Annotated in this window: 24 protein-coding genes and 2 pseudogenes; 17 read left to right on the forward strand and 9 right to left on the reverse strand. The window is 62.8% G+C overall.

Features of this window, described 5'->3' with window-relative positions:
* Nucleotides 1-510: 510 nt before the first annotated feature.
* From coxB to GWG65_RS03065, 5 genes are all read left to right on the forward strand, one after another.
* Nucleotides 511-1344 (forward strand): cytochrome c oxidase subunit II, encoded by an 834-nt coding sequence (gene coxB / locus GWG65_RS03045; RefSeq protein WP_275193852.1) that lies wholly within the window; start codon nt 511-513, stop codon nt 1342-1344.
* Between the two features lie 74 nt (nt 1345-1418).
* Nucleotides 1419-3194, forward strand: a complete 1776-nt coding sequence (locus GWG65_RS03050; protein ID WP_275193855.1) for a cbb3-type cytochrome c oxidase subunit I — start codon at nt 1419-1421, stop codon at nt 3192-3194.
* Nucleotides 3191-3895 (forward strand): cytochrome c oxidase subunit 3, encoded by a 705-nt coding sequence (locus tag GWG65_RS03055; protein ID WP_275193857.1) that lies wholly within the window; start codon nt 3191-3193, stop codon nt 3893-3895. The genes GWG65_RS03050 and GWG65_RS03055 overlap by 4 nt, the downstream gene beginning before the upstream one ends.
* A 16-nt stretch (nt 3896-3911) precedes the next feature.
* Nucleotides 3912-4634 carry a heme-copper oxidase subunit III family protein gene (locus tag GWG65_RS03060; RefSeq protein ID WP_275193858.1) on the forward strand — a complete coding sequence of 241 codons (723 nt, stop codon included), beginning with the start codon at nt 3912-3914 and terminating at the stop codon, nt 4632-4634.
* 8 nt (nt 4635-4642) lie between these two features.
* The gene (locus GWG65_RS03065; protein ID WP_275193860.1) at nt 4643-5050 is read left to right on the forward strand and encodes a cytochrome C oxidase subunit IV family protein; all 408 of its coding nucleotides are present in this window, start codon (nt 4643-4645) and stop codon (nt 5048-5050) included.
* A gap of 276 nt (nt 5051-5326) precedes the next feature.
* Here GWG65_RS03065 and GWG65_RS03070 read toward each other — a convergent pair whose 3' ends face one another.
* Nucleotides 5327-5638 (reverse strand): helix-turn-helix domain-containing protein, encoded by a 312-nt coding sequence (locus GWG65_RS03070; protein ID WP_275193933.1) that lies wholly within the window; start codon nt 5636-5638, stop codon nt 5327-5329.
* A gap of 95 nt (nt 5639-5733) precedes the next feature.
* Here GWG65_RS03070 and GWG65_RS03075 point away from each other — a divergent pair, with 95 nt between their 5' ends.
* From GWG65_RS03075 to GWG65_RS03085, 3 genes are all read left to right on the forward strand, one after another.
* Complete coding sequence (locus tag GWG65_RS03075; protein ID WP_275193861.1) at nt 5734-6486, forward strand: glucose 1-dehydrogenase; 753 nt, start codon at nt 5734-5736, stop codon at nt 6484-6486.
* 317 nt (nt 6487-6803) lie between these two features.
* The gene (locus GWG65_RS03080; protein WP_275193862.1) at nt 6804-7178 is read left to right on the forward strand and encodes a type II toxin-antitoxin system RelE/ParE family toxin; all 375 of its coding nucleotides are present in this window, start codon (nt 6804-6806) and stop codon (nt 7176-7178) included.
* Nucleotides 7175-7495 (forward strand): helix-turn-helix transcriptional regulator, encoded by a 321-nt coding sequence (locus tag GWG65_RS03085; RefSeq protein ID WP_275193863.1) that lies wholly within the window; start codon nt 7175-7177, stop codon nt 7493-7495. The genes GWG65_RS03080 and GWG65_RS03085 overlap by 4 nt, the downstream gene beginning before the upstream one ends.
* 156 nt (nt 7496-7651) lie before the next feature.
* Here the strand turns inward: GWG65_RS03085 and GWG65_RS03090 are convergent, their stop codons facing one another.
* From GWG65_RS03090 to GWG65_RS03100, 3 genes are all read right to left on the reverse strand, one after another.
* Nucleotides 7652-8689 carry a thermonuclease family protein gene (locus GWG65_RS03090; RefSeq protein WP_275193865.1) on the reverse strand — a complete coding sequence of 346 codons (1038 nt, stop codon included), beginning with the start codon at nt 8687-8689 and terminating at the stop codon, nt 7652-7654.
* 229 nt (nt 8690-8918) lie between these two features.
* Nucleotides 8919-9275 (reverse strand): hypothetical protein, encoded by a 357-nt coding sequence (locus tag GWG65_RS03095; RefSeq protein WP_275193867.1) that lies wholly within the window; start codon nt 9273-9275, stop codon nt 8919-8921.
* 38 nt (nt 9276-9313) lie between these two features.
* Nucleotides 9314-9814, reverse strand: coding sequence for a hypothetical protein (locus GWG65_RS03100; RefSeq protein WP_275193869.1), 501 nt, complete (start codon nt 9812-9814; stop codon nt 9314-9316).
* Nucleotides 9815-10113: 299 nt separating this feature from the next.
* Between GWG65_RS03100 and GWG65_RS03105 the strand changes: the two genes are divergently transcribed.
* The 4 genes from GWG65_RS03105 to GWG65_RS03120 all read left to right on the forward strand — a co-directional run bounded on the left by GWG65_RS03105 (nt 10114) and on the right by GWG65_RS03120 (nt 17000).
* Nucleotides 10114-13167: an adenylate/guanylate cyclase domain-containing protein gene (locus GWG65_RS03105; RefSeq protein WP_275193872.1), complete on the forward strand. Its 3054-nt coding sequence runs from the start codon at nt 10114-10116 to the stop codon at nt 13165-13167.
* 330 nt (nt 13168-13497) lie between these two features.
* A complete protein-coding gene (locus GWG65_RS03110) occupies nt 13498-14715 on the forward strand; it encodes an OpgC domain-containing protein (protein WP_275193873.1) in 1218 nt (405 codons plus the stop codon).
* 36 nt (nt 14716-14751) lie between these two features.
* Nucleotides 14752-15240, forward strand: a complete 489-nt coding sequence (locus GWG65_RS03115; RefSeq protein ID WP_275193874.1) for a DUF2059 domain-containing protein — start codon at nt 14752-14754, stop codon at nt 15238-15240.
* 146 nt (nt 15241-15386) lie between these two features.
* On the forward strand, nt 15387-17000 hold the full coding sequence (locus GWG65_RS03120; RefSeq protein WP_275193875.1) for an acyl-CoA synthetase: 1614 nt from the start codon (nt 15387-15389) through the stop codon (nt 16998-17000).
* Between the two features lie 45 nt (nt 17001-17045).
* On the opposite strand, the pseudogene GWG65_RS40415 reads toward GWG65_RS03120, so the two are convergent.
* Nucleotides 17046-18247, reverse strand: a pseudogene (locus GWG65_RS40415) (MFS transporter).
* 195 nt (nt 18248-18442) lie between these two features.
* Here GWG65_RS40415 and GWG65_RS03135 point away from each other — a divergent pair.
* The 3 genes from GWG65_RS03135 (at nt 18443) to GWG65_RS03145 (ending at nt 21375) form a co-directional block, all read left to right on the forward strand.
* A complete protein-coding gene (locus tag GWG65_RS03135; protein WP_275193878.1) occupies nt 18443-19246 on the forward strand; it encodes an MBL fold metallo-hydrolase in 804 nt (267 codons plus the stop codon).
* Nucleotides 19247-19403: 157 nt separating this feature from the next.
* The gene (locus tag GWG65_RS03140; protein ID WP_275193934.1) at nt 19404-20435 is read left to right on the forward strand and encodes an alpha/beta fold hydrolase; all 1032 of its coding nucleotides are present in this window, start codon (nt 19404-19406) and stop codon (nt 20433-20435) included.
* Nucleotides 20428-21375: a fatty acid desaturase gene (locus tag GWG65_RS03145; RefSeq protein ID WP_275193879.1), complete on the forward strand. Its 948-nt coding sequence runs from the start codon at nt 20428-20430 to the stop codon at nt 21373-21375. Before GWG65_RS03140 ends, GWG65_RS03145 begins: the two co-directional genes overlap by 8 nt.
* 66 nt (nt 21376-21441) lie before the next feature.
* On the opposite strand, the gene GWG65_RS03150 is transcribed toward GWG65_RS03145, so the two are convergent.
* Together GWG65_RS03150 and GWG65_RS03155 are read right to left on the reverse strand one after the other, a co-directional pair.
* Nucleotides 21442-21675 (reverse strand): hypothetical protein, encoded by a 234-nt coding sequence (locus tag GWG65_RS03150; RefSeq protein WP_211381998.1) that lies wholly within the window; start codon nt 21673-21675, stop codon nt 21442-21444.
* 98 nt (nt 21676-21773) lie between these two features.
* Nucleotides 21774-22817 (reverse strand): YafY family protein, encoded by a 1044-nt coding sequence (locus GWG65_RS03155; RefSeq protein ID WP_275193883.1) that lies wholly within the window; start codon nt 22815-22817, stop codon nt 21774-21776.
* A gap of 87 nt (nt 22818-22904) precedes the next feature.
* Between GWG65_RS03155 and GWG65_RS03160 the strand changes: the two are divergent.
* Nucleotides 22905-23550 (forward strand): annotated as a pseudogene (locus tag GWG65_RS03160) (glutathione S-transferase family protein).
* A 17-nt stretch (nt 23551-23567) separates the two neighbouring features.
* Nucleotides 23568-24002 (forward strand): DUF6157 family protein, encoded by a 435-nt coding sequence (locus GWG65_RS03165; protein WP_275193884.1) that lies wholly within the window; start codon nt 23568-23570, stop codon nt 24000-24002.
* Here the strand turns inward: GWG65_RS03165 and GWG65_RS03170 are convergent, their stop codons facing one another.
* Entirely contained in the window at nt 24003-24788 is a 786-nt protein-coding gene (locus tag GWG65_RS03170) for an enoyl-CoA hydratase/isomerase family protein (protein WP_275193885.1), read from the reverse strand.
* A gap of 12 nt (nt 24789-24800) precedes the next feature.
* Nucleotides 24801-25910, reverse strand: coding sequence for a cyclic nucleotide-gated ion channel (locus GWG65_RS03175; RefSeq protein WP_275193935.1), 1110 nt, complete (start codon nt 25908-25910; stop codon nt 24801-24803).
* Between the last annotated feature and the right edge of the window lie 108 nt (nt 25911-26018).

The raw sequence follows: 26018 nt of genomic DNA on the forward strand, positions 1-26018 counted from the left end.
GAGCGCCCTCAAAACGCGTGCGTCCGCCTCCTGCGCGAAAATCGCGACTGAGTCCGGCAAATCAGGTTCAACGAGAAGGAGTTTGTCGGACGATTTCCGTCGCAACCGGTCCAGTCAAGTTAGTCCGATGCGCGGGAGAAGCAAGAGAACCATGCGGTCCGCGAAATCGTGCCTTCGCATTGGTCGATTTTGCGACGCACCATCGCATGATGGTGCCGAATGGCGTTCGCCGAGGCGCAAACGCATTCGCCCCAACCCGCGCCCGACAAGAGGTGCAATCTACTCCTCTATTGACGCCGAGCTCGACGGGGATCATCTTAGAGTCGTGAACGCCCCCAGCTCCGATGAGATTGCGGTCGTGACGTTGAAGCTTTGTCATGTCCCGACGTCGCGACCGGCAAAATGGGCGAGGCAAGAGGCGTGATGATGGTGAACGTGACACCATCCGACTGACGCGAGCTCCGCCCTTTTGTTCGTCTCCGTAGCTTTCAATGGCTGGGAGGGTGAAGGATGGCTGTAGCGCTCATACTGCTTCTGGTTGCGATCGCTTCGGTGCTGTTCCACCTCTACAGCCCGTGGTGGTGGACGCCGCTCGCCTCGAACTGGCGCTACATCGACGACACGATCACCCTGACATTCTGGATCACGGGGGCGGTTTTCTTCGCGGTCGTCGCGTTCATGGCCTATTGCGTTTTCCGCTTTCGTCACACGGAGGGGAGGCAGGCAGCCTACAATCCCGAAAACAAGCGGCTCGAATGGTGGCTCAGTGTCGGGACTGGAATCGGCGTCGCAGCCATGTTGGCGCCCGGGCTGGTTGTCTGGCAGCAGTTTGTCACGGTGCCGGCCGATGCGACTGAGGTCGAGGTCATGGGACAGCAGTGGCAATGGAGCTACCGGCTTCCCGGCAAGGACGGCCGGCTTGGGACCTCCGATGCCCGCAACATCAGTTCCGACAACCCGATGGGGTTGAATCCCAACGATCCAAACGGACAAGACGACGTCGTCGTTCAAAACGACGATCTGCATCTGCCGGTCGGGAAGCCGGTGAAGGTGTTATTGCGCTCGATTGACGTCATACACGATTTCTACGTGCCCGAATTCCGGGCGAAGATGGATATGATACCGGGCTCCGTCACATATTACTGGTTCACGCCCACGCGCACCGGGACATTCGAGGTTCTCTGTGCGGAACTCTGCGGTGCCGCGCACGCGCAGATGCGGAGCAATGTCATCGTCCAGGACGAGAAAGAATATCACGCGTGGCTGGAGAAGCAGCACACGTTCGCGGAGCTTTCGGGGCAGAGGAACGTCGCGAAAGCGACCTACAGGTCAGGCAGCGAATGAAAATGCCGACGAGGAGGCGCCGTCTATCATGAGGCGAACTCCTCGCTGAACAGAAGACCAGGGAGGATATTCCAATGGTCGATGTCCCGTTTGACACAGTTGCAGGCATCCCGCCGGCTGAAGTGGGCGAGGTCGAACTTTATCATCCGAGAAGCTGGTGGACGAGGTACGTCTTTTCGCAGGACGCCAAGGTTATCGCCGTCCAGTACTCGATCACGGCGATGTCGATCGGAATGGTTGCGCTGGTGCTGTCATGGCTGATGCGGCTGCAACTGGGATTCCCCGGCACCTTCTCCTTCATCGATGCCAACCAATACCTCCAGTTCATCACCATGCACGGCATGATCATGGTGATCTACCTGCTCACCGCGCTGTTTCTGGGCGGCTTCGGCAACTACCTCATCCCGTTGATGGTCGGCGCCCGGGACATGGTCTTCCCCTATGTGAACATGCTGAGCTATTGGGTCTACCTGCTCGCCGTGCTGGTGCTGGCCGCAACCTTCTTCGTGCCTGGCGGGCCAACCGGCGCCGGCTGGACGCTATACCCGCCCCAGGCGATTCTCTCCGGCACCCCCGGGCAGGATTGGGGCATCATTTTCATGCTGGCTTCCCTGATCCTGTTCATCATCGGCTTCACGATGGGCGGGCTTAATTATGTGGTGACGGTGCTGCAGGCCCGCACCCGCGGCCTGACCTTGATGCGTTTGCCCTTGACCGTGTGGGGCATTTTCACCGCCACCGTCATGGCGCTGTTGGCCTTCCCGGCACTGTTCGTCGCCTCGGTGATGCTGCTGCTCGACCGCCTGTTGGGAACCAGCTTCTTCATGCCGACGCTCGTCGAGATGGGGCAGCTGACGAAGTATGGCGGCGGCAGCCCGATCCTGTTCCAGCATCTTTTCTGGTTCTTCGGCCATCCCGAGGTTTACATCGTCGCCTTGCCGGCATTCGGCATCATTTCCGATCTGATCAGCGTTCACGCGCGGAAGAACATCTTCGGCTATCGCATGATGGTGTGGGCCATCGTGGCAATCGGCGCGCTCAGCTTCGTCGTGTGGGCGCACCACATGTATGTGAGCGGCATGCACCCGTATTTCGGGTTCTTCTTCGCCACGACGACGCTCATCATCGCCATCCCGACCGCGATCAAGGTTTACAATTGGGTGCTGACCCTTTGGCGTGGCGACATTCATCTCACCGTCCCGATGCTGTTCGCGCTGGCGTTCATCATCACCTTCGTAAACGGTGGCCTGACCGGCCTGTTTCTCGGCAACGTGGTCGTGGACGTTCCGCTGTCCGACACCATGTTCGTTGTCGCCCACTTTCACATGGTGATGGGTATTGCGCCGATCATGGCCGTGTTCGGCGGAATCTATCATTGGTACCCGAAAGTCACCGGACGAATGCTCAATGAGGTGCTTGGACGGTTCCACTTCTGGGTCTCGTTCCTCGGAGCTTACGCGATCTTTTTCCCCATGCACTATCTGGGCCTGTTGGGCATGCCCCGCCGCTATCATGACATCGGCGAAACGGTCTTCGTTCCGGCATCCGCCCATGACCTCAATGCGTTCATGAGCGTGGCGGCTTTGATCGTCGGCTTCGCCCAGCTCGTGTTCCTGTTCAATGTGATCTGGAGCCTGTTCAAAGGGAAAGAGGCTGGCGGTAATCCCTGGGGAGCCGCGTCGCTGGAATGGCAAACTCCCGAGACCCCGCCGGGGCATGGCAACTGGGGCAAGGAGCTCCCGATCGTCTATCGCTGGGCCTACGATTACAGCGTACCCGGCGCCATCAGGGATTTCGTGCCGCAAAACGAACCGCCGGCCGCATTGTCGGCGCAGGGGGCCCACCCATGAGCGCCATCCTCCTGTTCATGGCCGGAATAGCCGCAATTGCGGGATGGTGGCTCTCACAGCAACGGCTGACAGCCAAGCCTTGGCTGGAGGAAGGAGTGATGGTCGATCTTCGCGAAGAGGGCACGGCGTCGCTGCCCCCGGCGAAGATCGGACTGGGCGTATTTCTCGCGGTCGTCGGCTCGTTGTTCGCGCTTTTCATCAGCGCTTACTCCATGCGCATGAATATGGTGGACTGGCGGACGTTGCCGGTGCCAGCGCTGCTGTGGTTCAACACGGCCGTCCTGGTCCTGAGCAGTGTGGCGCTGCAAGGGGCGCATATGGCCGCCCGCCGGAGCGACGTCGACGGCGTCATCGTCGGACTGTGCGTAGGCGGGGCATCCGCCGTTATTTTCCTGATTGGGCAGCTCCTGGCGTGGCGCGAGCTCAGCGTTGCCGGATATTTCCTCGCGTCCAATCCAGCCAATTCCTTTTTCTACCTGATCACGGCGGTGCACGGATTGCATCTGATGGGCGGGCTGGTGGCCCTCGGCAGAACGACGGCCAAGGTATGGCATGGCGCGGCGGTGACCGAGCTGCGCCTGAGCGTGGAACTCTGCGCCATCTACTGGCATTTCCTGCTGCTGGTTTGGCTGGTCCTGCTCGGCCTGCTGACGGGCTGGACCGACAATTTCGTCGACATCTGTCGCCAGTTGCTCACCTAGGGAGGGCTGAGACGCAATGGCAGAGACCGCGCTGACAAACACCGGGACATCCATCACGCGGCCCGCGGGCTGGCGAGGCATCGCCGCCGACTGGTCCTCAGACCAGCGCGCGTTCAAGAACGTGTCCTGGGGGAAGGCCATGATGTGGATCTTCCTCCTGAGCGACACCTTCATCTTCAGCTGTTTCCTGTTGTCGTACATGACGGCGCGCATGTCGACGACCGTGCCGTGGCCTAACCCAAGCGAGGTGTTCGCCCTCAATATCGCGGGCAGGCACATCCCGCTCATCCTGATCGCAATCATGACCTTCATTCTGATCAGCAGCAGCGGGACGATGGCGATGGCCGTCAATTTCGGCTACCGCCGTGACCGGGTCCGAACGGCAGCCCTGATGCTGGCCACCGCGGCATTTGGCGCAACCTTCGTCGGAATGCAGGCCTTCGAATGGACCAAGCTGATCATGGAGGGCGTGCGGCCCTGGAGTAACCCCTGGGGTGCGCCGCAGTTTGGCGCATGCTTTTTCATGATCACCGGTTTCCACGGCACCCACGTGACGATCGGCGTGATCTTCCTGATCGCGATTGCGCGAAAGGTCTTGCGAGGGGATTTCGATCGCGAACGACGCGGCTTCTTCACGAGCCGGAAGGGGTATTACGAGATCGTCGAGATCACCGGCCTGTACTGGCACTTCGTTGATCTGGTGTGGGTCTTCATCTTTGCTTTCTTCTATCTCTGGTGAGGTGGCGCATGACGAACGCAGCGGTACATGTGGAAGGGCAGGCAGCACAACATGCGTTACACACCTATGTGCCCGACGCGGTCGCATCGGGAGCCGCGCACACCAAGGGGCAGCAGCACCCGATCAGGCTTTACCTCGTGGTCTGGGGATGGTTGTTCGTGCTCAGCACCTGCTCCTATCTCGTCGACTACTTTGGCATCCACGGCCATCTCCGATGGTCGCTGATCCTTCTGTTCATGGTGCTCAAAGCCGGTCTGATCGTCGCTGTCTTCATGCATATGGCATGGGAGCGGCTGGCTCTGGCCTACGCGATCCTGCTTCCGCCGGTGCTGGTGTTGGTATTTGTGGCGATCATGGTGTTCGAATCCGACTACACGCACCTGCTCCGGAGCATATTCTTCGCCCCAACGGCGTAGCCGCCATTTCTCTCTGCACCGAAGATGGGTGGCGATGACCACCCACCTCATACTTGCAAATCCGGCAGAGCAGGACTGGTGCGCGTAACTTGGCTAGATCGGGACCGTCAGCGAATGTCGGGATCGGTGGTTACGTGTCGGCGCAACCAAGTTCGGGACCGCCCCCGACGAGAAAATGGCCCGCATCGAGCGGGCCATTTTTGTTGGGCCGCCGCGCCGAGCAGAACATCGGTCTTACATTGCCTCCGCTGGATCTGCCGTCGCGAGCGAACACCCTCAGTCCGGAAAGCTCAGGATCAGTTTGAGCAATTTCGGAAACCGCGCATTGATGTCGTCCTCGCGCAGGACGTTGCGGTGCTGGACGCCTTGCTTTGACGTCCGAATCAGGCCGGCCTCCCGCAGAATCCGGAAATGGTTCGACAGGGTCGACTTCGCCATACCCGGGCAAGGCGCAGCCTCTGTGCACGACATGCAGTCCTTCTGCGCGGCCAGACTCTTGACGATGCGCAGCCGCATGGGATCCGCGAGGGCTCCCAGCACTCCGGCCAGTGTAATCTCGTCCCGCGCCGGGTGAACAAACTGCGCCATGCTCAAAATATAGCATCTCCCTTGATCTTCTTCAATAGTTCATTATTAATGAACTATCGAACAATGGCATCCCCGCCGGATCGTGGAGATATGCAGTGACCAAGAGACTTGAAGGAAAAGTTGCGCTCGTGACCGGAGCATCCAAAGGCATCGGCGCCGGAATCGCCGCCCGGCTTGCAGCTGAGGGTGCGGCGGTCGCCGTGAACTACAGCGCCAGCAAAGAGGCCGCCGACCGCGTGGTCGCCGCCATCATCGCCAAGGGTGGCAAAGCCGTCGCAGTTCGCGGTAACCTCGCCGACGCCAATGGCGTGAAAAGCGTGGTCGCGGAGACCGTGAAGGCGCTCGGCGCGATCGACATTCTGGTCAACAACGCGGGCATTTACGAGTTCGCGCCGCTCGAGGCCATCACCGCCGAGCATTTCCATAAGCATTTCGACCTCAATGTTCTCGGCCTCCTTTTGATTTCGGGGGAAGCGGTGCGGCACTTCAATCCCAATGGCGGAAGCATCATCAACGTCAGCTCCGGCGTATCGACCATCGCGCCGGCGAACACCGCCGTCTACACCGCGACGAAAGCATCGGTGGATGCGATCTCCGCCGTGCTGTCGAAGGAGCTGGCGCCGCGCAAGATCCGCGTCAACGCCGTCAATCCGGGCATGATCGTCACCGAAGGCGTCGTGTCCGCCGGCCTGCACGAGGGCGACATGCGCAACTGGATCGAATCCGCCACCCCCCTTGGCCGCGTTGGCAAGGTCGAGGAGATCGCTGCCGCGGTCTCCTTCTTCGCGTCGCACGACGCGTCCTACATCACGGGCGAGACACTTCACGTCGCCGGCGGCCTGCGCTGACGATGTCCCGCTTGGCGGCTCGACGGTGCTGAAGGCCGTCACTGATCGCCGGACCTATTCACGCTTCATGCTAGTGCCTCAAATGGCAATTTGAGATGGTTGCGCCTCCGCGCAACCAAGTCGGATCTTACCGCGTCCGATATGCAAATGGCCCGCTTGAAGCGGGCCATTTTTGTTTGCAGCGGGTGCCGACCGTCTCGCGCTCCGACGGGACGCTTGGTCGTGCGGCCGCCTCGATTCGGGAAATCAGCCAATACAGCCCTGTCAGGGAAACCTTCTTGAAAATCTATAGCAGTAGTGCTATAAGGTAAGGGCGAATGATCACACAGAAGCCCGTAGTTTGGATCGGATCGTCCAAGGACGATTTACGGGCTTTCCCCGACGAGGCGCGCCGCGTCATGGGGTTCGCGATCAACGATGCACAAAGCGGCGAGGAGCATCCTCGTGCCAAGGCCTTGAAGGGTTTTGGCGGCCGAAGCGTGCTGGAGGTCGTCGACGATGAAGACGGCGATACATACCGGACGGTCTACACCGTGCGCTTTGCTGGCGTCATCTATGTCCTTCATGCCTTCCAGAAGAAGTCGAAGAAGGGGATTGAGACACCCAAGCACGACATCGAGGTAATCAGGACTCGGCTGAAGGCAGCCGAGGCCCATTACCAGAAGAACCGCGGAAAAGGAGGCAAAAAATGAGCAAGGCTATCAAGGCAACCGCCGGCAGCGATAACATCTTCGCTGACCTTGGCTTTGCCAATCCTGAAGAAGAGCTTCTCAAAGCCAAGCTTGTCCGTGAGCTTCGCGCGATCATCAAACGCCGTAGGCTTACTCAAGTGAAGGCCGCGGAGCTGCTTGGTCTTAAGCAGCCCGATGTGTCTGCGCTTGTGACTGGCCGGGTTGGGAAGTTCTCGATTGATCGACTGGTTCGCTGCCTGGATCGACTCAACTATCGCGTAGACGTGGTTATCCGGCACAAGCCGGCACGTAGACCCAGCTCGCGTGTCGCGGCCTAAGAAGACATCCGATGGATGAGACAACGGCCTTTCGTATGCTCATTGAGCGTACGGACAATGCGCTCCAAAATCGAGGATCGTTAAAGGAGGGAAGGGGAGCAGCGATGGCCGACTGGGAGGGTTGCAGCGGGCCATTTTGTTTGGGACCGGGAGCCGTCAGAATTTCGTAATCACCTTCCCGTCCGCACCAACCAGCGTCGACGGCGCCTCGCCAAACACCAGCCCCTCCGGCTGAAACTTGATCGTTGTCCCGCCCTCGACGAACTCCGCAAAATTGCGCGGCGTCGCCGAGTGCACGCCGTTGGCCAGGAAATCGTCGATCTCATAGCAGGTGTCGGGCTTGCCGCCGGATCCTTCGCCCAAAAACTTCTGAAAATTCTGGCTCGTCACCTTCGCCTTCTTGCGCGCCGACCAGTTGGTCTGGCGGCGGTAGAGCTTTGGCAGGATCACCGGGCCCTTGTCGGTGGCGAGCACTCCGGTCTCGTTCTTCTTGGGTTCGCGCAGCTCGAAGTCGAAGGCGGGAACGGTCTTGGCGAGATGCTTCCAGACCGGCAGCTTGTTCGTTCGCGCGGTCCTGGCGAGCGCGAGGAAGGCCTTGATCTCGTCGTCGTTCATCGAGGAGTAGAACGTCGGATAGGCAAAGCCTTGCGCGACCAGCCAGTGGTTGATGTCGACCGTCTTGCCGCCGGCCGTCACCTCGACGTCGCCGACCAGCCGGCCATAGGTGTCGAACACCTCGTTCGGCGCATCGACATGGGTGAACACCCGGCACGTCAGCGTCGCCTCGCCGCTGCTGGCGAGGAAGTCATGCAGCGCCTTGCTCGAGGTCGCGCCGAGGAATTGCCGGTAAGGATGCGTGACCTTGTGATAGGCCGCGCGCTTGGCGTCGGTCAGCCCCTTGTTCTCGGCGGCCGACAGCGGCGACGGCTGATAGTGCAGCTCCGGCGCGTCGATGCCCTGGAGCCGAACGGTGAGCTTGCCGTTCTTGATCGGCGCCGTGTTGGTTCGCCCTTTGACCTTGGCGTTGGCGAAGACGCGGGTCGGCTGGAACGGCGAGGCGTCATTCGTGCGGAAGCGGATTGCGTCCGGCGCGACGGTCACAACGACCTTGGTAGTGTCAGCGTCCGACCGGCCCTCCGGCCAGAACTGGCTGACATCGATGGTGCCTTCGACCTCCAGCAGTCCCACGGGCATCGGCCGCTCCTGTCACACGATGCTCGGCGGTCGCCCCACAGAAGCAACTCGCGCGCAGATGCGGCAGCGGATCATCTTCGTGCGACAGGCCCATGACGGGAGTGGTTGAGCGGAACACGGCCGCAGCGCTGGTTTGGAATGCCTCCAACGCAAGCGACAAAAAAACGCGGGCCGGTAATGTGCCAGCCCGCGCCGTCGAGGTCAGAGATGGAGCCGCCGGAGCGCGCCTCTATTTCTCGGAGCGCTCTTGCTGAGCCTCGGCCGAAGTGTCCGCTGCCCGCGATTTGGTCATGTAGGGGCAGACCATGGTCAGGTTGAGCAGCGTCGGCGCCTGATCGTCACCGTTGCCGTACTCCCAGACCAGGCGGATTTCATGCTGGTCCGAATTCGCGTCGTCCTTCTGATGCTGCCTGATGTCGGCCTTCATCGGGATCGGCGGCTCCGAGTTGAAGCACTTGCGGATGGACGCATCCAGCAGCGCGCATTTCGTCGCGGGGACCACCACGCGCTGGTCGTTCGACAGCGATCTGGTGTTGGGCTGCGCGGCGAGCTGAAGGCGGGCGTGGCCCAGCGCCTTGAACCACACCTTGCCGCTGCTGTCGACCGGTTGGGTCCGACCAGAGGTCAGGACTTGGGTGGCTTATGCGGACAGACCATCGTCAGGTAGAGCAGCTTGGGCGTTTTGCTGTCGCCCTCGTACTCCCATTCCAGCCGGATCTCGTGCCGATCGGCGTTACGATCGGTCGACGCATGCGTGATGATGTTGGTCTTCATCGGAATCGGAGGCTCCGAGTTGAAGCACTTCCGGACACAGGCATCGAGCAAGGCACATCGCGTCAGCGGAATCACGTCCGGCTCGTCCTTCGACAGCGGCGTGGTATTCGGTTGGGACGTGAGGTCGACGCGCGCACGGCCCTTCTCCTTCTGCCAGTGCTTCGCGCTGCCTTGCGGCCACTTGCTCTTCGGCGTCAAAATCAGATGATACTGGCCGTATTCCAATGTCGGGAGATGGATATTTTCCGAGGCTTTGAGTTTCTTTACGCTCTTCTTCATGTTCTCCAGTGGATAGTAATTACCATTCATCAGGTCCTTAAATGGCTTACCCGTGTAGACTCTCATGCCCATGTATTTTGCCCCTCAATGAGTGCTTGGCTTTCCCGGGAAATATGCAGCTCTGCGAAGCTTGACGGCTAGAACACGAGCCTGGCGGCCCGTTATTCGCAGCCTCTTTTTCGCGCAGCTTTTGGCAAGCTACCACCTGGGACTGTGAATCGTCCAGATCAGCAACCGTTTCAGGGGAATGCTTTGCCCAGGATGCATCGCATGCCCCGTTGCTAAGCAGGTTTTCATAAGCGATCTTATCGCCATGGTTCGCAGTGGCCTACCGACCGTACCCGCTGCAAGCAAGGTCTTGAGAGCACGGAATGCTTTGCACGGCGTGTCAGTCGACGATCGAACCAGGCGAGAGCCGCTGCCCCAATTGCGGTGCAGGCGTGCGCCGCTCCGATCCCGACAGTGAACGACGGTTTGTCACAATTCTCCGGGCCGATGTCATCGATTCCACCGGGCTTGTTGCAGAGCTTGATCCGGAGGAGGCGGTCTCGCGCCTGGAGCCGGCCCTGGCCGCCATGAGGGGGGCGGTTCGGCAGTTCGGCGGCATCGTAAGCAAGGAATTGGGCGACGGGCTTGCCGCGGTGTTTGGTGCCCCGATCGCGGACGACAACCATGCGCCCTTGGCCTGCCACGCTGCGATCGAATTGGTTCGGCGCGTCGCGAGCCTTGGTGATCCCGGGCTTCAGGTCCGGGTTGGTCTCCACTCCGGCCATGTCGTTGCCTACATGGTCGCCAGCGAGTTTTCCAAGGTCTATGAAATCGGGGGTGCCGCCCAGCATCTGGCCGCCCGGCTGGAGGCGACGGCTGAGGCGAACCAGATCTACGTCTCGGAGGCCTGCCAGAAGCTCGCCGACGGGCATGTCCGCTTCGAATCCCTGGGCGGGAAATCATTGCGCGGCTTCAGCAAACCTGTGCCGGTCTATAGGATCGTGGGCGCGAGCGACTTGTCGAGCTGGCGGGTGCGAAGGGCTCGCAGCGTCTCCCGTTTCGTCGATCGCACGACCGAGCGCACGCTGCTGGAGCGCACCGCGGGAAGCGCCGGGACAAACCGGCAGACTGTACTGCTGCTGGGCGATGCTGGTATCGGCAAGTCGCGGCTCGCGCATGAGTTCGCCCAGCAGCTCAAGGCCGACGGCTGGCGGTTGATCGACGCCGAGTGCAGCCCGAATCTCCAGGGTGCCCCCTTCAGCACCCTCAAGCGGATTTTGCTGTCGGCCATGGACGCGGCTGCAAGGGACCCTGACAGTCCGGGAGATCTTCGGCAGGGCCTGCCAGCGATTCAGCAAAGTGCGCTCGAGGCGGTGCTCGATCTGCCCATATCGAATTCGCATTGGGACGAACTGGAGCCTCACGCACGGGGACGAGCCATCTCCGATGCAAGCTGTGCCATCGTCGGAAGCTTGGCCAATCGCCAGCGAACGGTGCTCCTGCTGGAGGATCTGCACTGGATCGACCGGGCGAGCGACGGCGTCGTAGCCGTCATTGCGTCGTTGCAGGCGGCCGGTCTTCTCGTGCTTTTTACCTCCCGGCCAAATGGCATGCCGGTCTGGATTGCGCGTTGTCACGCCGAGATCGTCGCAATGCGGCCCCTCGACGACGATTCGGGGTTTGCCATGCTGGCAGACATGCTCGGCTCCTCCGAAACTAACGCGGATTTGAAGAGCCGGATCATTTCTCATACCGCCAACGTTCCCCTGTTCATTGAGGAGGTCTGCCGCGGATTGAAGGACAGCGGCACGCTACGGGGCCAATGGGGCGACCTCGCACTCGTGCGTCCGATTGACGAGCTCGGCATTCCCACCAGTATCCAAGGCGTGATTGCAGCACGCCTCGATCGGGTATCGAAGCAGGAACGATCCGTTTTGCAGATCGCCGCCAGTCTGGGGCCGAGATCGAGCGAAGTCATGCTGCGGAAGATCGCAGCCCTGCCTGAGGATGTTTTGCAGGGATGCCTCGTCGCACTTGATCGCGCCGAGCTACTCGTCAGGATCGACAGCGAATTGGAAGATGCGCTCGAATTCCGGCATGAGATGGTCCGGCAGGTGACCTACGACTCCATGGTCGAAAGGGCGCGCGAAGACATCCATGCGCGGATTCTTTCGGCCTTGGAAGGCGGCGAGGTCGGAGCCGATGATCCTGACAAGCTCTGCTATCATGCCACGCGGGCGAAGGATTGGGACAAGTCGTTCAGCTACGGCAGAGCCTCGGCGCGAAAATGTCTGGCGCGGTCGGCATTTATCGATGCGGCTGACTATTTCGAGATCGCGATGAAATCGTTGGATCAGACCCCGACGACTCCTTCGAGGGAAGCGAATGCCGTGGATGTTCGCATCGAGGCAAGAGCGGCCTTTATTGCCTCCGGCCAGATTGCCGAATGGTTGAATCTTGGCAAGGAGGCCGAGCGCCGCGCCGGTGCAATCAACGACATCGGACGGAAGGTAGCAGCCATGACGGTCATGGCTGCCGCACAGAACTTCTACGGGACGCCGATCGAAGCGGTCACCGTCGGTGAGGAAGTCGTGCGCCTGGCTGAGGGGGCGGGCAATCCGGGTTGGCTCAATGCCGCGCAATACGGTCTTGGCCAAGTGTACTTCCTTGCCGGACGCTATCGTGAAGCTGACCGGTTGTTTGCGCGGGCGTGCGCCCAATTGGCGGGGCCGGAGGCCAGCGCGCCTTTTGGCACGACGCCGAAATATGCGCTGTTACTTTGCAGAATGATGCACAGTATCAACAACACCGTGATGGGCGAGCTCGATGTCGCCGAGCAGCTCCAGCAGCAGGCCGCCGCGATTGCGGAGGAGACGGGCCGTCCCTATGACCGCGTCGCCGCCGCCTATAGCGGCGGCTGGCTGATGCTCGGCCGCAACGATCCGGCGGCGGCGGCGGCGATTCTCGAGGAAGGTTTTGTCCTCGCGCAGAAGCATGGCATCCGGCTGTTCGTCCCTGTGCTCGCCTGCCATCTCGGCATCGCCCATCTGGAGCAGGGGCTGTTCGACCGGGCGCGCGGCATGCTTGGCGAAGCGCGCGAGGAGGCGAAGGCGGTCGGCTATACCTCGGCAGTGCTGCGCAGCTCGATCTACCTGGCGCTCGCCACCAGCCGGCTCGGCGATGTCCAGGCCGCGCAGAACATGCTGCGCGAGGCGCGCAACACCGCCCGACAGCAGGGGTTTGCTGGCCTCGAGGCCGAGGCCCTGTTCGGCGAGGCGGTCGTGACGCCGGTCTCTGGCGAGGAGAACAGGGTGGCCATCCTTGCCGCCCTGCGCGGCACCGTCGCGATCAGCTCCGAGAGCGGCGCGCTGCCGCTCAGGCAGAAGGCCGAGGCGATGTTGAACGAGATGCTCGCCCGGGGCGATGAGCTGACCTGATCTTTCTTTGCCCCTGCTAACGGTCGGGTCCGCGATCGCGCCGCCGCGGCCGATATCTGCCCGATATGTCAGATAAATCTTGCAGGCCGCACAAGGGCTTAGCTACTGTGCATGGGGTTGTTTTCGCCATCTTTGAAGGCCGCGCCTTTTGTGCAGCGCAGAGGGCGCCGCGCTTCTCCCGTCCGCTCCGATGACAAAGCCCCTTGCGCGCGCACAGAGGTCGGCTACCGTCGGCCTAGCCGCAGGGCCAGGTGACTTTTGATTCACATTTTTTAGCATCCGATTTATCGGCGCCGCGACGGCGCGACGCCCACCGGAAGAGGCGGGGCCATGATTGCACGGGACCAGCAAGCTCTGTTGGCGCCAATCGAGCGCGATCTGCGGCTCGATCTGTTCCGCGGCATCGGGCTGTGGATGATCTTCCTCGATCACATCCCGCACGACGTCGTCGCCTGGCTGACGCTGCGCAATTACGGCTTCAGCGATGCCGCCGAGTTCTTCGTCTTCATATCAGGCTATCTCGTCGGCTGGATCTACGGGCCGATCGTCGCGGGCGGCTGGTTTCTCGCGGCGCTCAAGCGGCTGTGGCGGCGCGCCGCCGAGATGTATGTCGCCCACATCATGCTGTTCCTTCTGTTCACGGCGCAGATCGCGCGCACCACGCGCCGTTTCGACAATCCGATGTACGAGCACGAATTCAACGTGTTCAATTTCCTGTCGCATCCGGACGAGTTGATCGGGCAGGCGATCCTCTTGAAATACAAGCCGGTCAATCTCGACGTGCTGCCGCTCTACATCGCGCTGGTGTTCGCCGCACCGTTCATCGTCTGGTGCCTGGTGCGCCGGCCGAACCTGATGCTTGCGGCCTCCGCGGTGCTCTATGTGCTGGCGCGCTGGTTCAACTGGAATATCGCCTCCTATCCGCCCGGCACGACCTGGTACTTCAACCCGTACTGCTGGCAGCTGATGTTCGTGTTCGCGGCCTGGTGCGGTATCGGCCAGATCGACAAGGTGGCAAAATGGGTGTGGTCGAAGACGACGATGGCACTGGCCGCAGCCTGGCTCGCCTTCGCGCTTCTGATCGTGATGACCTGGCACGTCCCCGCGCTCGAGGCGCTGATCCCGAAATGGATGATCAAGGCGATCTACCCGATCGACAAGACCGATCTCGACATGCTGCGCTTCACCCACTTCCTGGCGCTGGCGATCTGGATGACCCATCTCATTTCGCGCAAATGGCGCGCGCTGCACGGGGCCTGGCTGCGTCCGGTCATCCTCTGCGGCCAGCATTCGCTGCCGATCTTCTGCCTCGGCGTCTTCCTGTCGTTCTCGGCGCACTGGATTCTGACCCAGTACACCAAGGGCATGTGGGAGCAGTTCGCCGTCTCCATCGCCGGCATCGTCATCATGATCGGGGCCGCCTGGCTGCTCGATCGTGCCAAGCGGGTGCCGGACCTGTTCGTCAAGGTGACGGAGGTTGAGGAGCCCGAGATCGCATCGGAAAGCATCCCGGCCGCGAGCGCCGCCGCGGTGCCTGCGAGCCGTTGAAATCACTGCGCCGCCCGCGTTCTCACGGAGATGTCCATGTCCAGACGTTTGTTGACGATCGCCGGCACGCTCCTGTTCCTCGTCTGCGGTGCATCGGCGCAGACGCCGTCGCCCGAGGCGATCAATGCGGCGCGCAAGCTCGTCGTCACGCTGAAGATTGCGGACCAGTATCGTGCCCTGTTGCCGCAACTGCTGCTCAAGCTCCGGCCCGTGGTTGCCCAGGACAGGCCGGAGATTGAGCGCGACTATGATACGGTGACGGCGCCCGGATCCGAGATCTATGCTCCGTACGTCGCCTCGATGATCGATCAGATCGCAGCCCTCTACGCCACGAGCTTCACCCTCGACGAGCTGCGCCAGATCGAGGCGTTCTACGCCGGGCCTGCGGGGCGGAAGTTTTTGGAGAAGTCGGATCCGCTGGCGCAGGCCAGCGCGCAGATCAGTCAGGACGTCAGCCAGAAGGCCGCCGACGAGCTGAAGCAGCGCCTGATCGAGGCCTTGCGCCAGAAGGGACACAAGCTCTGAGCGTTTCGGCGCTCAATGCGCCACGAACTCGAAGCGTCCGGTGATACGCCGGCGCTTCCTCGCCCGACCTGCGGGCCATCATTGGCTTGAGCCCTACGTTCCGGTCGTGCATCATCACCGGAAGCAAGAACTTCATGGGGAGAAATATGGCCGAGGACCTTACTCACACCATCTCGAAGGCCCGCGAGCATTCCATCGGCGATCTCCTGCGCCGCTCGGCAGGCCGCGAGCCGGACAAGCTCGCGGTGAGCTGCGGAAGTGTGAGCTGGACCTTTACCGAACTGGACGCGATCTGTAACCGGCTCGGGCGTGGGCTGCTCGGCCTCGGCGTCAAGAAGGGCGACCGCCTCGCGGTGCTCTCGCGCAACTCGCATGCGTTTGCGGCGCTGCGCTTTGCCGTGGCGCGGATCGGCGCGGTGCTGGTGCCGATCAACTTCATGCTCAATCCGGACGAGATCAACTTCATCCTGAAGAGCTCCGGCGCAAAGCTGCTCGCGGCTGGTCCCGATTTCGTCGGGCCCGCGCGCGCCGCCAGCGCGAAAGACTGCGCGGTCGAAAAGCTGATCTGGTTGCCGGGCGAGGATCCCGCCATAGCGCCCGCCAGCCTCACCACCTTCGACGATCTCCTGCACGATGACAGCTCGTTCCTGGAGGCCTCCGTCGACAGCCGCGATCTCGCGCAGATCGTCTATACCAGCGGCACGGAATCGCTGCCCAAGGGCGCGATGCTGACCCATGAGGCCGTGATGTGGCAGTATGTCAGCTGCATCATCGACGGCGGCATGAGCGTGGACGACAAGTTTCTGCACGCGCTGCCGCTCTATCACTGCGCGCAGCTCGACGTCTTCCTGGGTCCGCAAGTTTATCTCGGGGCCTCCGGCGTGATCACGGGCAAGCCGACCGCCGACAACATCCTGGCGCTGATCCAGGCCCACAGGATCACCTCGTTCTTCGCGCCGCCGACGATCTGGATCGCGATGTTGCGCTCGCCGAATTTCGACAAGACCGATTTGTCGACGCTGCAGAAGGGCTATTACGGCGCCTCGATCATGCCGGTGGAGGTGCTGCTGGAGCTCCAGCGCCGCCTGCCCAATGTCAAGTTCTGGAATTTCTACGGCCAGACCGAGATCGCCCCGCTCGCAACCGTGCTGCGGCCCGAGGACCAGCTGCGCAAGGCCGGATCGGCCGGCAAGCCGGTGCTCAATGTCGAGACGCGGGTGGTCAATACCTCGATGGAGGACGTCAAGGTCGGAGAAGTCGGCGAGATCGTGCACCGCTCGCCGCATCTGTTGTCCGGCTATTACAACGATCCCGTGAAGACCGCGGCGGCGTTCTCCGGCGGCTGGTTTCACTCCGGCGATCTCGCCACCGTCGATGCCGAAGGCCACATCACCGTGGTCGACCGCGTCAAGGACATGATCAAGACCGGCGGCGAGAATGTCGCGAGCCGCGAGGTCGAGGAGATGGTCTATCGCATCCCCGCAGTGTCAGAGGTCGCGGTCGTGGGCCTGCCCGATCCGCGCTGGATCGAGGCGGTCACCGCCATCGTCGTGGTCAAGAGCGGCGAGACGCTCGACGAAGATTCCGTCATCAAGCACTGCGCCGGCCAGATGGCGCATTTCAAGGTGCCGAAGCGCGTGATTTTCGTCGACAGCCTGCCGAAAAATCCGAGCGGCAAGCTTCTCAAGCGCGAGCTGCGCCAGCGCTTCGTCGGCGGCGAGACACTCGACAAGGCGGTCCAGAAGAATTTCGGCACGTGAGGCGTTTCTCTTCCTCTCCCCGTTAGAACGGGGAGAGGCGAGAACTCAATACTTCTTCACCGCCGCGCCGAACGCGAGCCACAGCGCCATCGATGCCAACCCAAATCCGCCGAGCAGCAGGAAGGTCGGGCCGTAGCCGATCCACTGGGCGATCCAGCCGCCGAGCGCGGCACTGAGGCTTGCTCCGACGCCCTGCACTGTGATCACGGCGCCCTGGCCGAGATTGATGCGGCCGGTGCCGTTGAGCGAGCGGGCGACCATGCCGGGGACGGCGACGGTCTGAAGTCCCGTGCCGATGCCGTCGAGCACCTGCATCGGCACGACGCCCCACCATCCCGTGACGAAGAACGCGAGCACGCCGCGGATGGGCAGGAACAGGAAAGAGACCAAGATCACCGGCCAGTAATTGCGCTTGCTCGCGACTTGCATCGCGATCAGCGAGGTCACGATCATCACGCCCTGGGCGATCACAATGGTGGTCGCAACGAAGCTCGGCCCATTGGCCTGGGCTTTGGCCACCGCTGCAAGCCCGTAGAGCGGCACGATCGCGGCGTTGCCGAGATGGAACAGGGCGAGTGCCAGCGCCAGAACGAGCAGCGGCTTGTGCTTGAGCAGCATCGTGAGCGCATCCGGCTGGCTGTCGGGATCATCCTCCTTGCTGCCGCGTGCGGCGCGGTCGTCGATCGCCTTCGCCGGGATCATCAGCACGCAGCCAACCGCGATGGCGCCGAACACCGCCGCCAGCACGAACACGGCGACATAGCCCAATTTGTAGCCCAGATAGCCCGACAGCGCCGCGCCGACCATGTTGCCGGCATGATTGAATGCCGGTTGCGCCCGTTCAGCGCATTGAATCCTTTCTGCTTCGCGATGCCGAGCGTGATGCCGGTCACCGCCGGAACGATCGCTGCGCTCGCCAGCGATTGCGCAACCTGGGAAAAGGTGACGGCCCAGAAATTTTGCGAGATCAGGATGATCGCGGACGCCGCGACTACACAGATGCCGGGAATGACGACCCACAGCCGCTTGTTGCGGCTGGCATCGATGAAGCCGCCGATCGGCGTCGTGATCAGCATGCCCGCGACATTGCCGATCGTCATCGCGGTGCCGATCAATCCACTCGCCCAGCCGCGCTCCTGAAGGAAGACGCCGACGAACGGTCCAATGCCCGACTGCATGTCGGCCATGAAGAAGTTGAGAGCGAACAGTGGCCAGATACGGGACGAGGAGGGGGACCGCGATGCCATTGATACCAAAACGTGGTCTCAGCCGGGATTCGGCAGGTGGGGACGTGATCCTTTCAGCCAATCGCTCTGGCGTGGATGAAAGTGTAACGGGCGCTGATCGGGTTGGTTCCAGTTCTTTGCACAGGTGGTTGGCCCCTTGCGGTTGTTGCGGGCAAGTCTTTATTGAAACTGGATCGTCTCTCTTGGGAGTACGGCATGCCCCTCTGGACCTGCGAAACCTGCGGCGCGCAATTTCCGGCAAGCGGGGCGCCGCCGGCGTCCTGTCCAATTTGCGAGGATGAACGGCAGTTCGTGAACTGGAAGGGGCAGACCTTCCTTACCCACGAAGCGCTGACGGAAAGCCATCGTCTGGTGTGGCGCGACGATCTCGGCCTCGCCGGCCTTGCGGTCGAGCCAAGTTTTGCCATCGGGCAGCGCGCGCTGCTGGTGCCGCAGGCAGATGGCTGCGTGATGTGGGACTGCGTGCCGCTGGCGACGCCCGAGGCGGTCGCGCATGTCCGTTCGCTCGGTGGATTGAAGGCGATCGCGATCTCGCATCCGCACTACTATGGCGCGCTCGCCGACTGGAGCGATGCCTTCGGCGGCATTCCGGTGTATCTCCACGCGGATGACCGCCGATGGGTGACGCGGCCGCACGCCGCGATCGTGCACTGGACCGGCGACAGCCTTTGTATCTCCGACGATTTGCTGCTTCTGCGCACCGGCGGTCACTTCGCTGGCGCCGCCATGCTGCATTGGTCGCGCGGTGCCGACGGCAAGGGCGCACTCCTCACCGGCGATATCGCGCAGGTGACGATGGACCGCCGCTTCGTCAGCTTCATGTATTCCTATCCGAACTACATGCCGCTCAATGCCGGCGCGGTGCGACGGATTGCCGCCGCTGTCGCGCCGCTCGGCTTCGACCGCATCTACGGCGCGTGGTGGGGCCGCAACATCGCCGCCGGTGCCAAGGCCGCGTTCGCGGCGTCTGTCGAGCGATATATCGCAGCCATCGCCTGAGCCACGGCTGGTTCAGATCCGCCTTGCCTTCACTCAATAACTGTACTATTGGTACAGTTATTAGATGCGACGCAACGGTGCGTTTGCTGGGCTCGGCACGATCGATGCATTGTCGGAGCAGCGGCCTGATCTGCGGCCGCGTGAGCGGGAGTTGGAGATGACGGCGCAGCGCGAAGTCTTTGAGGCGGGCGACGTCGCGCTTCAGTCCGGCACCGTTTTCCCATCGCTGCAGCTCGCCTACAAGACCTACGGCACGCTGAGCCCGGCCAAAGACAATGTCATCCTCTATCCGACCTCGTTCAGCGCGCAGCACACCGACACCGAGTGGCTGATCCAGCCCGGCGGCGTGCTCGATCCCACGCGCTACTTCATCATCATCCCGAACCTGCTCGGCAACGGCCTGTCTTCCTCGCCCTCCAATTCGAACGCGGCGTTTCCGAAAGTGACCTACCATGATGCAGTCGCCGTCCAGCACCGTCTGCTCATCGAACGTCTCGGCATCTCGAAGCTCGCGCTGGTCTATGGCTGGTCGATGGGCGGCATGCAGGCCTATCACTGGGCGGCCTGCTATCCGGATATGGTCGAGCGCGCGGCGGTGGTCTGCGGCAGCGCACGCTGCGCGCCCTACAACCACGTCTTCCTGGAAGGTGTCAAAGCCGCACTGACCGCCGATCCCGCCTTCCGAGACGGCCGCTTCGTCGACAAGCCCGTCGCCGGCTTCCGCGCAATGGGGCGTGTCTATGCCGGCTGGGCGATGTCGCACGGCTTTTATCGCGACGAGGTCTGGCGCGAGGCGGGCTTTACCTCGCTCGAGGACTATCTCGTCCGCTCCTGGGACGCGACCTTCGCGCGGCGGGACGCCAACGATCTGCTGGCGCAGATCGACATTTGGCAGACCGGCGACATCAGCCGCTGCGCCGCATACGGCGGCGATCTCGACCGCGCGCTCGGCGCGATCACGGCGCACATGCTGCTGATGCCGGGCGCGACCGATCGCTATTTCGATGTGCGCGACAACGATGACGAGCTCGGCCGGCTGGTCAACGCAAGATCCGCCACGCTGCACCCGATCCCGTCGGTGCATGGCCATCGTGCCGGCAACCCCGTCAACAATCCGCGCGATCACGCCTTCATCAAGGCCGAGATCGCAGAACTCCTTGGCAAGGAATGCAGGCCCCATCATGAGTGACGCAACCGTTTCAGAGACCGGCCATCGCCTGAAGCCGCTGGCGCCGGCAATGCTGCGCGAATTATCGGTTCGCTCAAACCTCAAAGGCGTCGCGCGCAGCCTCGGCCATTACGGCGTGGTCGTGCTGATCGGGACGCTGATCTGGAAGGTTACCTCAAGCTATGGCGTGTTCTGGGCGCTGCCGCTGATGGCGGTGCAGGGCTATTTCGTCGCCTTCCTGTTCATGGCGGTGCACGAGACCGCGCACAAGACGGCGTTCAAAAGCCGTAGCCTCAATCTCGCCGTCGGCTATCTCTCGGGCTTCATCATCGGGTTGCCTTACGAATATTACTGCCTGTTCCACTGGGACCATCACCGCTACACCCAGGATCCGGACAAGGACCCGGAGCTCATCGTCGGCGTCAAGCCGGCATCCGATACGCAGCTCGCGATCGCCTATAGCGGCGTGCTTCAGGTCGCCGGCCGTCTCTGGCTGATGCTCGGCCACGCCATCAGCGGCAAGGTCACCGTGCCCTGGATCCCCGAAAACAAGCGTGCCGTCATCGTGACCGAAGCGCGCGTCTATGCCGGATTCTATGTGGCGCTATTTGCGCTCTCGCTGTGGTTCTCGTCAGCGCTGCTGCTCTGGGTCTGGATCGTCCCGCTGGTCATCGGGCAATTCTTCCTGCGGCCCTATCTCTATGCCGAGCATACCGGCTGCGAGCGCACCCGCAGCGCCTTCCAAAACACTCGCACCACCTATACCGGCGCGATCGTCAAATGGTTCGCGTGGAACATGCCCTATCACGTCGAGCACCACGCCTATCCCTCGATCCCTTTTCACGCGCTGCCGAAGCTGAACGAGATCGTCGATGGCGAGATCGTCTATCGCGGCCGTGGCTACATCGCGACCACACGCCAGACCTGGGCCTGGTTTCGCCGGCAGCGACAGCCCGGCTAGTCGATGCGAGTTCAGCGCGCAAAGCCCCGATCGCGGAGCGATCGGGGCTGTCGTGGACGCCTGATATCAGTAGATCCCGTACGCGCAGACGTTCACCACGCGCACGCGCAGGCCGTGGCGGGTCTGGACGACGCGCTCCTGGTAGCAATTGTTGACGCCGGTGTTGACGTAGACGCCACCAAAGCCCCAGCCCGGACCCCAGTGATGGTGGAAGCCGTGGGCCGACGCGGCGGTGGGGGCGAGAGCGGCAACGCCGAGCGAGCCGGCGGCGATCAGACCAAGTGCAAGTTTGCGAAACATCTTCATTCTCCAGTGTGGCACAAAGCCGTTGTTGTGTCCCTGCATCTCGGTCGAGCCGGAGCGCAGACGCGTTCAAGCCGCCCGGGGAGAATCGTGTTTCAGGATTGTTTCGTGGGCTGCGGCAGTATGCGCCGCCGCCAGGCTTTCCGCGCCGCCGGATCCGCGGCCTGCGACGATGCGCGATAGCGCGCGGCCATCGCCTGCGTCAGCTCCGCGATCTTCTCGCGGAGATCTGCCGGCTCCAGCACTTCGGCCTCGGGGCCGAGCCGCAGCAATTCGGCTGCGGCGTGCCACGAGGTCTTGCCGGTCGGCACTCTGGCAATGCGCCAGCCATCCGCGTCGGCGGTCTCTTCAAGCTGCATGCGCGCCTTGACATAAGGCTGGCTCAGCGCATCGAGCAGCTTGACGCCGAACGGCGACAGCCGGACGATTGCGACATTGGGATGCATCTCGGCCTCGAGACGGAGCGTTGCTGCCTGCCAATAGGCGGCAAGATCGAAATCGGCTGGACGATCGAACCGATCGTCCAGCACCGTGCAGTCGAGCACGCGCGCGAGGCGATAGGTCCGCACGCTGCCATCGACCTCGCCTGCGAGATACCAGCTGCCGCCCTTCAGCACGAGCCCGAGCGGCGCGACCCGGCGCTGCTTCTCCGATCGCCAGCTCTGGTAGCGGATCTTGATCAGCGTCCCGCGTAAAGCCGCGCCGGCGATGGCGCGCAAATGCTGCGGTTCTTCCGTCTCGCCGAACCAGCCCGGCGCATCCAGATGAAAACGCTCCTGCATCCGGCCGGCATCCTGGCGCAAATGGGCCGGCAGCGCAGCCATCATCTTGTTTTGCGCAGCGAGCATCGCCGCATCCAGTCCGAGCGCCGCTGCCGGGCCTGGCAATGCCGCGAGGAACAGCGCTTCCGCCTCACTCTGCGACAGCCCGTTCAGCCGCACCCGATAGCCGTCGAGCAGCCGATAGCCGCCCTCCGCGCCGCGGTCGGCGTAGACGGGTACGCCGGACGCCGCGAGTGCGTCGATGTCGCGATAGATCGTGCGCACCGACACCTCGCAGGCCTCCGCGAGCTCAGGCGCGGTGACCTGCCCCCGCGCCTGGAGGGTGGTGAGGATCGACAGCATCCGGCTCGCACGCATGGTTCTTTAAACCATACCTGACAGAGGATGTCAGGTATGGTCCGCTAGAGATGCGCCGCCGCCGCCCCGCCAGATGGGAGACCTGCCATGACCGATCCGAACCGCATGACGCTGTATTACTCGCCGCAAAGCCGCGCCACCGGCACCCGGGTGCTGCTTGGAGGAGCTGGGTGCGCCCTACGATCTCCATGTCCTCAACATGAAGGCGGGCGAGCAGCGTCAGCCCGCTTATCTCGCCATCAATCCGCTCGGCAAGGTGCCGGCGATCCGCCGCGGCGGGGTGCTCGTGACCGAGCAGGTCGCGATCACCATCTATCTTGCCGACCTGTTTCCGCAGGCCGGCCTGACGCCTGGACTCAACGATCCGCTGCGCGGTCCCTACCTGCGGTGGATCGCCTACTACGGCGCCTCGTTCGAACCGGCCCTGATCGACAAATTCATGCAGCGGGAGCCGGCACCGATCACACAATCGCCCTATGCCGATTACGACATCATGCTGGGCGCGCTCGAGGCGCAACTGTCGAAGGGGCCGTACCTGCTCGGCGAGCGCATGACGGCCGCGGATGTTCTGTGGGGCGTCGCGTTCAGCTGGACCATCATGTTCGGCATCGTACCGAAGAAAGACGTCTTCGTAAGCTATGCCGAGCGCATGACATCGCGGCCTGCATTCCAGCGCATCAATGCAGCGGATGACGAGATGGCGGCGCAGCATGCCGCGGCTGTTGGAGGATGAACCGATCGAGGTCGCAGATGACGAAACCGATGCACACGACTAACTGCTTCAACACCTTCATCCAGGTTGCCGAAGATTGTCCGGCGCGTACTGGCGAGGAGCCGCCGCTGCGCGCGGGTAAGCCGACGGTGGCCTGCCTGCAATACGGCATGATCGCCAAGGCACCCTACAAATACACGTCCGACGACGTGATCTTCGCGACGTCTGCACCCGGACGCGAGCTCGACGTGAAGACGACGAAAGCGGAGGAGCGTGCGGCCCGTGAAGCGTTTTTTTCGCGGGGGCAGGCGTGCATGAGGGCGTCGAGCCTGGGCAAGCGCTTTGGCTGGGGCGTTCATGCCGACAGCGAGGGCCGGATCGCGATCTACGCCATCGACAGCAAACGCTACCAGGCGCTCGTCCGCGATCCGAAGCTCACGCAGGTGCGCGCGATGCGGTCGAAGCGGGCGTGATCAGAATTTTGGCGACCGCTTCTCCGCGAACGCCTTGATGCCTTCCTTGATCTCGTCGCCGCGCATGCTGTCGCGGTGGCGCTGGTCGGCGGCCGCCTCATTGAGCTCGCCGCGGGCGAATTCGTTGATCGCGCGCTTCATGCCACGCATCGCGGCCGGGGCATTGCCGGCCAGGATTGTCGCGAGCTTGTCGACTTCCTCGTCGAGAGCTTCCTCTGGCACCATGGCGGTGAGATAGCCGATCCGGAGCATCTCCGGCGCGCTGATTTTTTGCGCGGTCAGGAACAGTTTTTTCGCGTTGTCGATGCCGAGCCGCGTCACGTAGCGTTTGATGCCGCTGCTGTAGTAGTGGAGTCCGAGCCGTGCCGCCGGCATGAACATCTCGGCGCTGTCGATGCCGATGCGGAAATCGCAGGCGAGGGCGAGGTCGGTCGAGCCGCCATAGACGCCGCCATTGAGCCGGCAGATCGTCGGCACGCCGAGATCCTCGAGCCGGTTGACGACCGCCTCGAACGCCGAGCCCGCGCTCTGCTGCTCGCCGGCGCTGACCGCGCGCTCGGCCACCGAGTTGAGGTCATAGCCTGCGGAGAAGGCGCGCCCCGTTCCGGTCAGCACCAGCACGCGGATCGCCGGATCGGCCTCGACCCGGTCGAACAGTTTCGTCAGCTCGCCGAGGTCCTCCGCCTGCAGCCGGTTGAGATGCCTGGGACGGTTGAGGCGGATGGTGGCGCGGGCGCCGCCAATTTCGAGCACGGGACCAGAGGCCGCGTCGGCTGTATCCGACATTCTTGTCTCCATTTAGCTGTTTTCGAGCGTGCGGCGCCTGGCTTCCACGTCGATGGTGTTGGCAAGATCGGGGTGCCGCGCCATCAGCACGCGAAAGTCGACGAGGTCGAGCACCAGCAGCCGCGACACCTTCGTGGTCGAGACGTTGGCACCGCGCATGTTGTTGCCGAGCAGCGCCATCTCGCCGAAGAAGGCGCCTTCGCCGAGCTGCACCTTCTTGCCGGACAGGTCGACCTCGACCTCGCCGGCAGCGATGAAATACATGCAGTCGCCCTGCGTGCCCTTGCGGATGATCATGGTGCGGGCGGGTAGCTCCATGGTCCGCAGCATGTGCGTGACGTCAGCGATCGCAGCCGGCCCGAGCGCGGCGAAGAACGGCACCTTGCTGACGGATTCCCAGGTCTTCAGGAAATTGTCGCGCCGGGTCTCTGCGGCAAAGCCGGTCGCCAGAATGCCGGTCCACAGTCCGAACACGCCGAGGCCGGAGATCATCACCAGCGCCGCCACCATGCGTCCGAGCGGGGTCACCGGCACCGCGTCGCCATAGCCGGTCGTGGTCAAGGTCACCACCGCCCACCATAGCGCGGCGGGTACGCTGCCGAAGGTCTGCGGCTGCACGTCCCGCTCCAGAAAATACTCGGCGACGGAGGCGAGGAAGACCACCATCAGGAAGATCACGAGCACGCTAAGCAACGGGCCCGATTCCAGCACGAGGACCCGGCGAAGCTGCCGCAGGCCGGGAATGCCGGGCACCACTTTCAAGACCCAGAGCACGCTGAGCAGCCAGGCCGTCCTCGGCTCGAGGCCGACGGTCAGCGCCAACGGCACGGCGAGCGCCCCGACCGCATCGACCAGGCCTGCGGATGAGGACAGGTAGAGCGAAAGGCGTCCGTGGCGCGCCATGTGGCGTAGCCGGACCACCCATTCGAACACGAAATAGGCCAGGCAGGCCCAGAGCACGGCATCGACCCAGTGGTGCGCCACTTCATAGGCCGGGTTGACCGTCAACAGCACCATGGTCGCGACGCCGACGGTCACGGCCAGATAGGCCGCCTTGGTCATGTTGCGGCCGGCCGTGGCGGTCACGAACTGGGCCAGAGCGGAGATCAGCGGCTTGGACATGCGCGAAGGCGGCCCGGTCTTGGGGTGGCGTTTGAGGTCCCGGCTGGGAATGTCGGTGCCAAAGTGCCCGCCCGCGCCAAGGCCGTCAACGAGGCGCGGTGGGCTGCC

This window comes from Bradyrhizobium sp. CSA207, assembly GCF_029051685.1.
In the GTDB taxonomy this organism is placed as follows: Bacteria; Pseudomonadota; Alphaproteobacteria; order Rhizobiales; family Xanthobacteraceae; genus Bradyrhizobium.

Bases quoted from the DNA above. Each gene is read 5' to 3' on its own strand.
- coxB (WP_275193852.1), top strand. From the start codon at position 511: ATGGCTGTAGCGCTCATACTGCTTCTGGTTGCGATCGCTTCGGTGCTG.
- GWG65_RS03050 (WP_275193855.1), top strand. From the start codon at position 1,419: ATGGTCGATGTCCCGTTTGACACAGTTGCAGGCATCCCGCCGGCTGAA.
- GWG65_RS03055 (WP_275193857.1), top strand. From the start codon at position 3,191: ATGAGCGCCATCCTCCTGTTCATGGCCGGAATAGCCGCAATTGCGGGA.
- GWG65_RS03060 (WP_275193858.1), top strand. From the start codon at position 3,912: ATGGCAGAGACCGCGCTGACAAACACCGGGACATCCATCACGCGGCCC.
- GWG65_RS03065 (WP_275193860.1), top strand. From the start codon at position 4,643: ATGACGAACGCAGCGGTACATGTGGAAGGGCAGGCAGCACAACATGCG.
- GWG65_RS03070 (WP_275193933.1), bottom strand. From the start codon at position 5,638: ATGGCGCAGTTTGTTCACCCGGCGCGGGACGAGATTACACTGGCCGGA.
- GWG65_RS03080 (WP_275193862.1), top strand. From the start codon at position 6,804: ATGATCACACAGAAGCCCGTAGTTTGGATCGGATCGTCCAAGGACGAT.
- GWG65_RS03085 (WP_275193863.1), top strand. From the start codon at position 7,175: ATGAGCAAGGCTATCAAGGCAACCGCCGGCAGCGATAACATCTTCGCT.
- GWG65_RS03090 (WP_275193865.1), bottom strand. From the start codon at position 8,689: ATGCCCGTGGGACTGCTGGAGGTCGAAGGCACCATCGATGTCAGCCAG.
- GWG65_RS03100 (WP_275193869.1), bottom strand. From the start codon at position 9,814: ATGGGCATGAGAGTCTACACGGGTAAGCCATTTAAGGACCTGATGAAT.
- GWG65_RS03105 (WP_275193872.1), top strand. From the start codon at position 10,114: ATGCTTTGCACGGCGTGTCAGTCGACGATCGAACCAGGCGAGAGCCGC.
- GWG65_RS03110 (WP_275193873.1), top strand. From the start codon at position 13,498: ATGATTGCACGGGACCAGCAAGCTCTGTTGGCGCCAATCGAGCGCGAT.
- GWG65_RS03115 (WP_275193874.1), top strand. From the start codon at position 14,752: ATGTCCAGACGTTTGTTGACGATCGCCGGCACGCTCCTGTTCCTCGTC.
- GWG65_RS03120 (WP_275193875.1), top strand. From the start codon at position 15,387: ATGGCCGAGGACCTTACTCACACCATCTCGAAGGCCCGCGAGCATTCC.
- GWG65_RS03135 (WP_275193878.1), top strand. From the start codon at position 18,443: ATGCCCCTCTGGACCTGCGAAACCTGCGGCGCGCAATTTCCGGCAAGC.
- GWG65_RS03140 (WP_275193934.1), top strand. From the start codon at position 19,404: ATGACGGCGCAGCGCGAAGTCTTTGAGGCGGGCGACGTCGCGCTTCAG.
- GWG65_RS03145 (WP_275193879.1), top strand. From the start codon at position 20,428: ATGAGTGACGCAACCGTTTCAGAGACCGGCCATCGCCTGAAGCCGCTG.
- GWG65_RS03150 (WP_211381998.1), bottom strand. From the start codon at position 21,675: ATGTTTCGCAAACTTGCACTTGGTCTGATCGCCGCCGGCTCGCTCGGC.
- GWG65_RS03155 (WP_275193883.1), bottom strand. From the start codon at position 22,817: ATGCGTGCGAGCCGGATGCTGTCGATCCTCACCACCCTCCAGGCGCGG.
- GWG65_RS03165 (WP_275193884.1), top strand. From the start codon at position 23,568: ATGACGAAACCGATGCACACGACTAACTGCTTCAACACCTTCATCCAG.
- GWG65_RS03170 (WP_275193885.1), bottom strand. From the start codon at position 24,788: ATGTCGGATACAGCCGACGCGGCCTCTGGTCCCGTGCTCGAAATTGGC.
- GWG65_RS03175 (WP_275193935.1), bottom strand. From the start codon at position 25,910: ATGTCCAAGCCGCTGATCTCCGCTCTGGCCCAGTTCGTGACCGCCACG.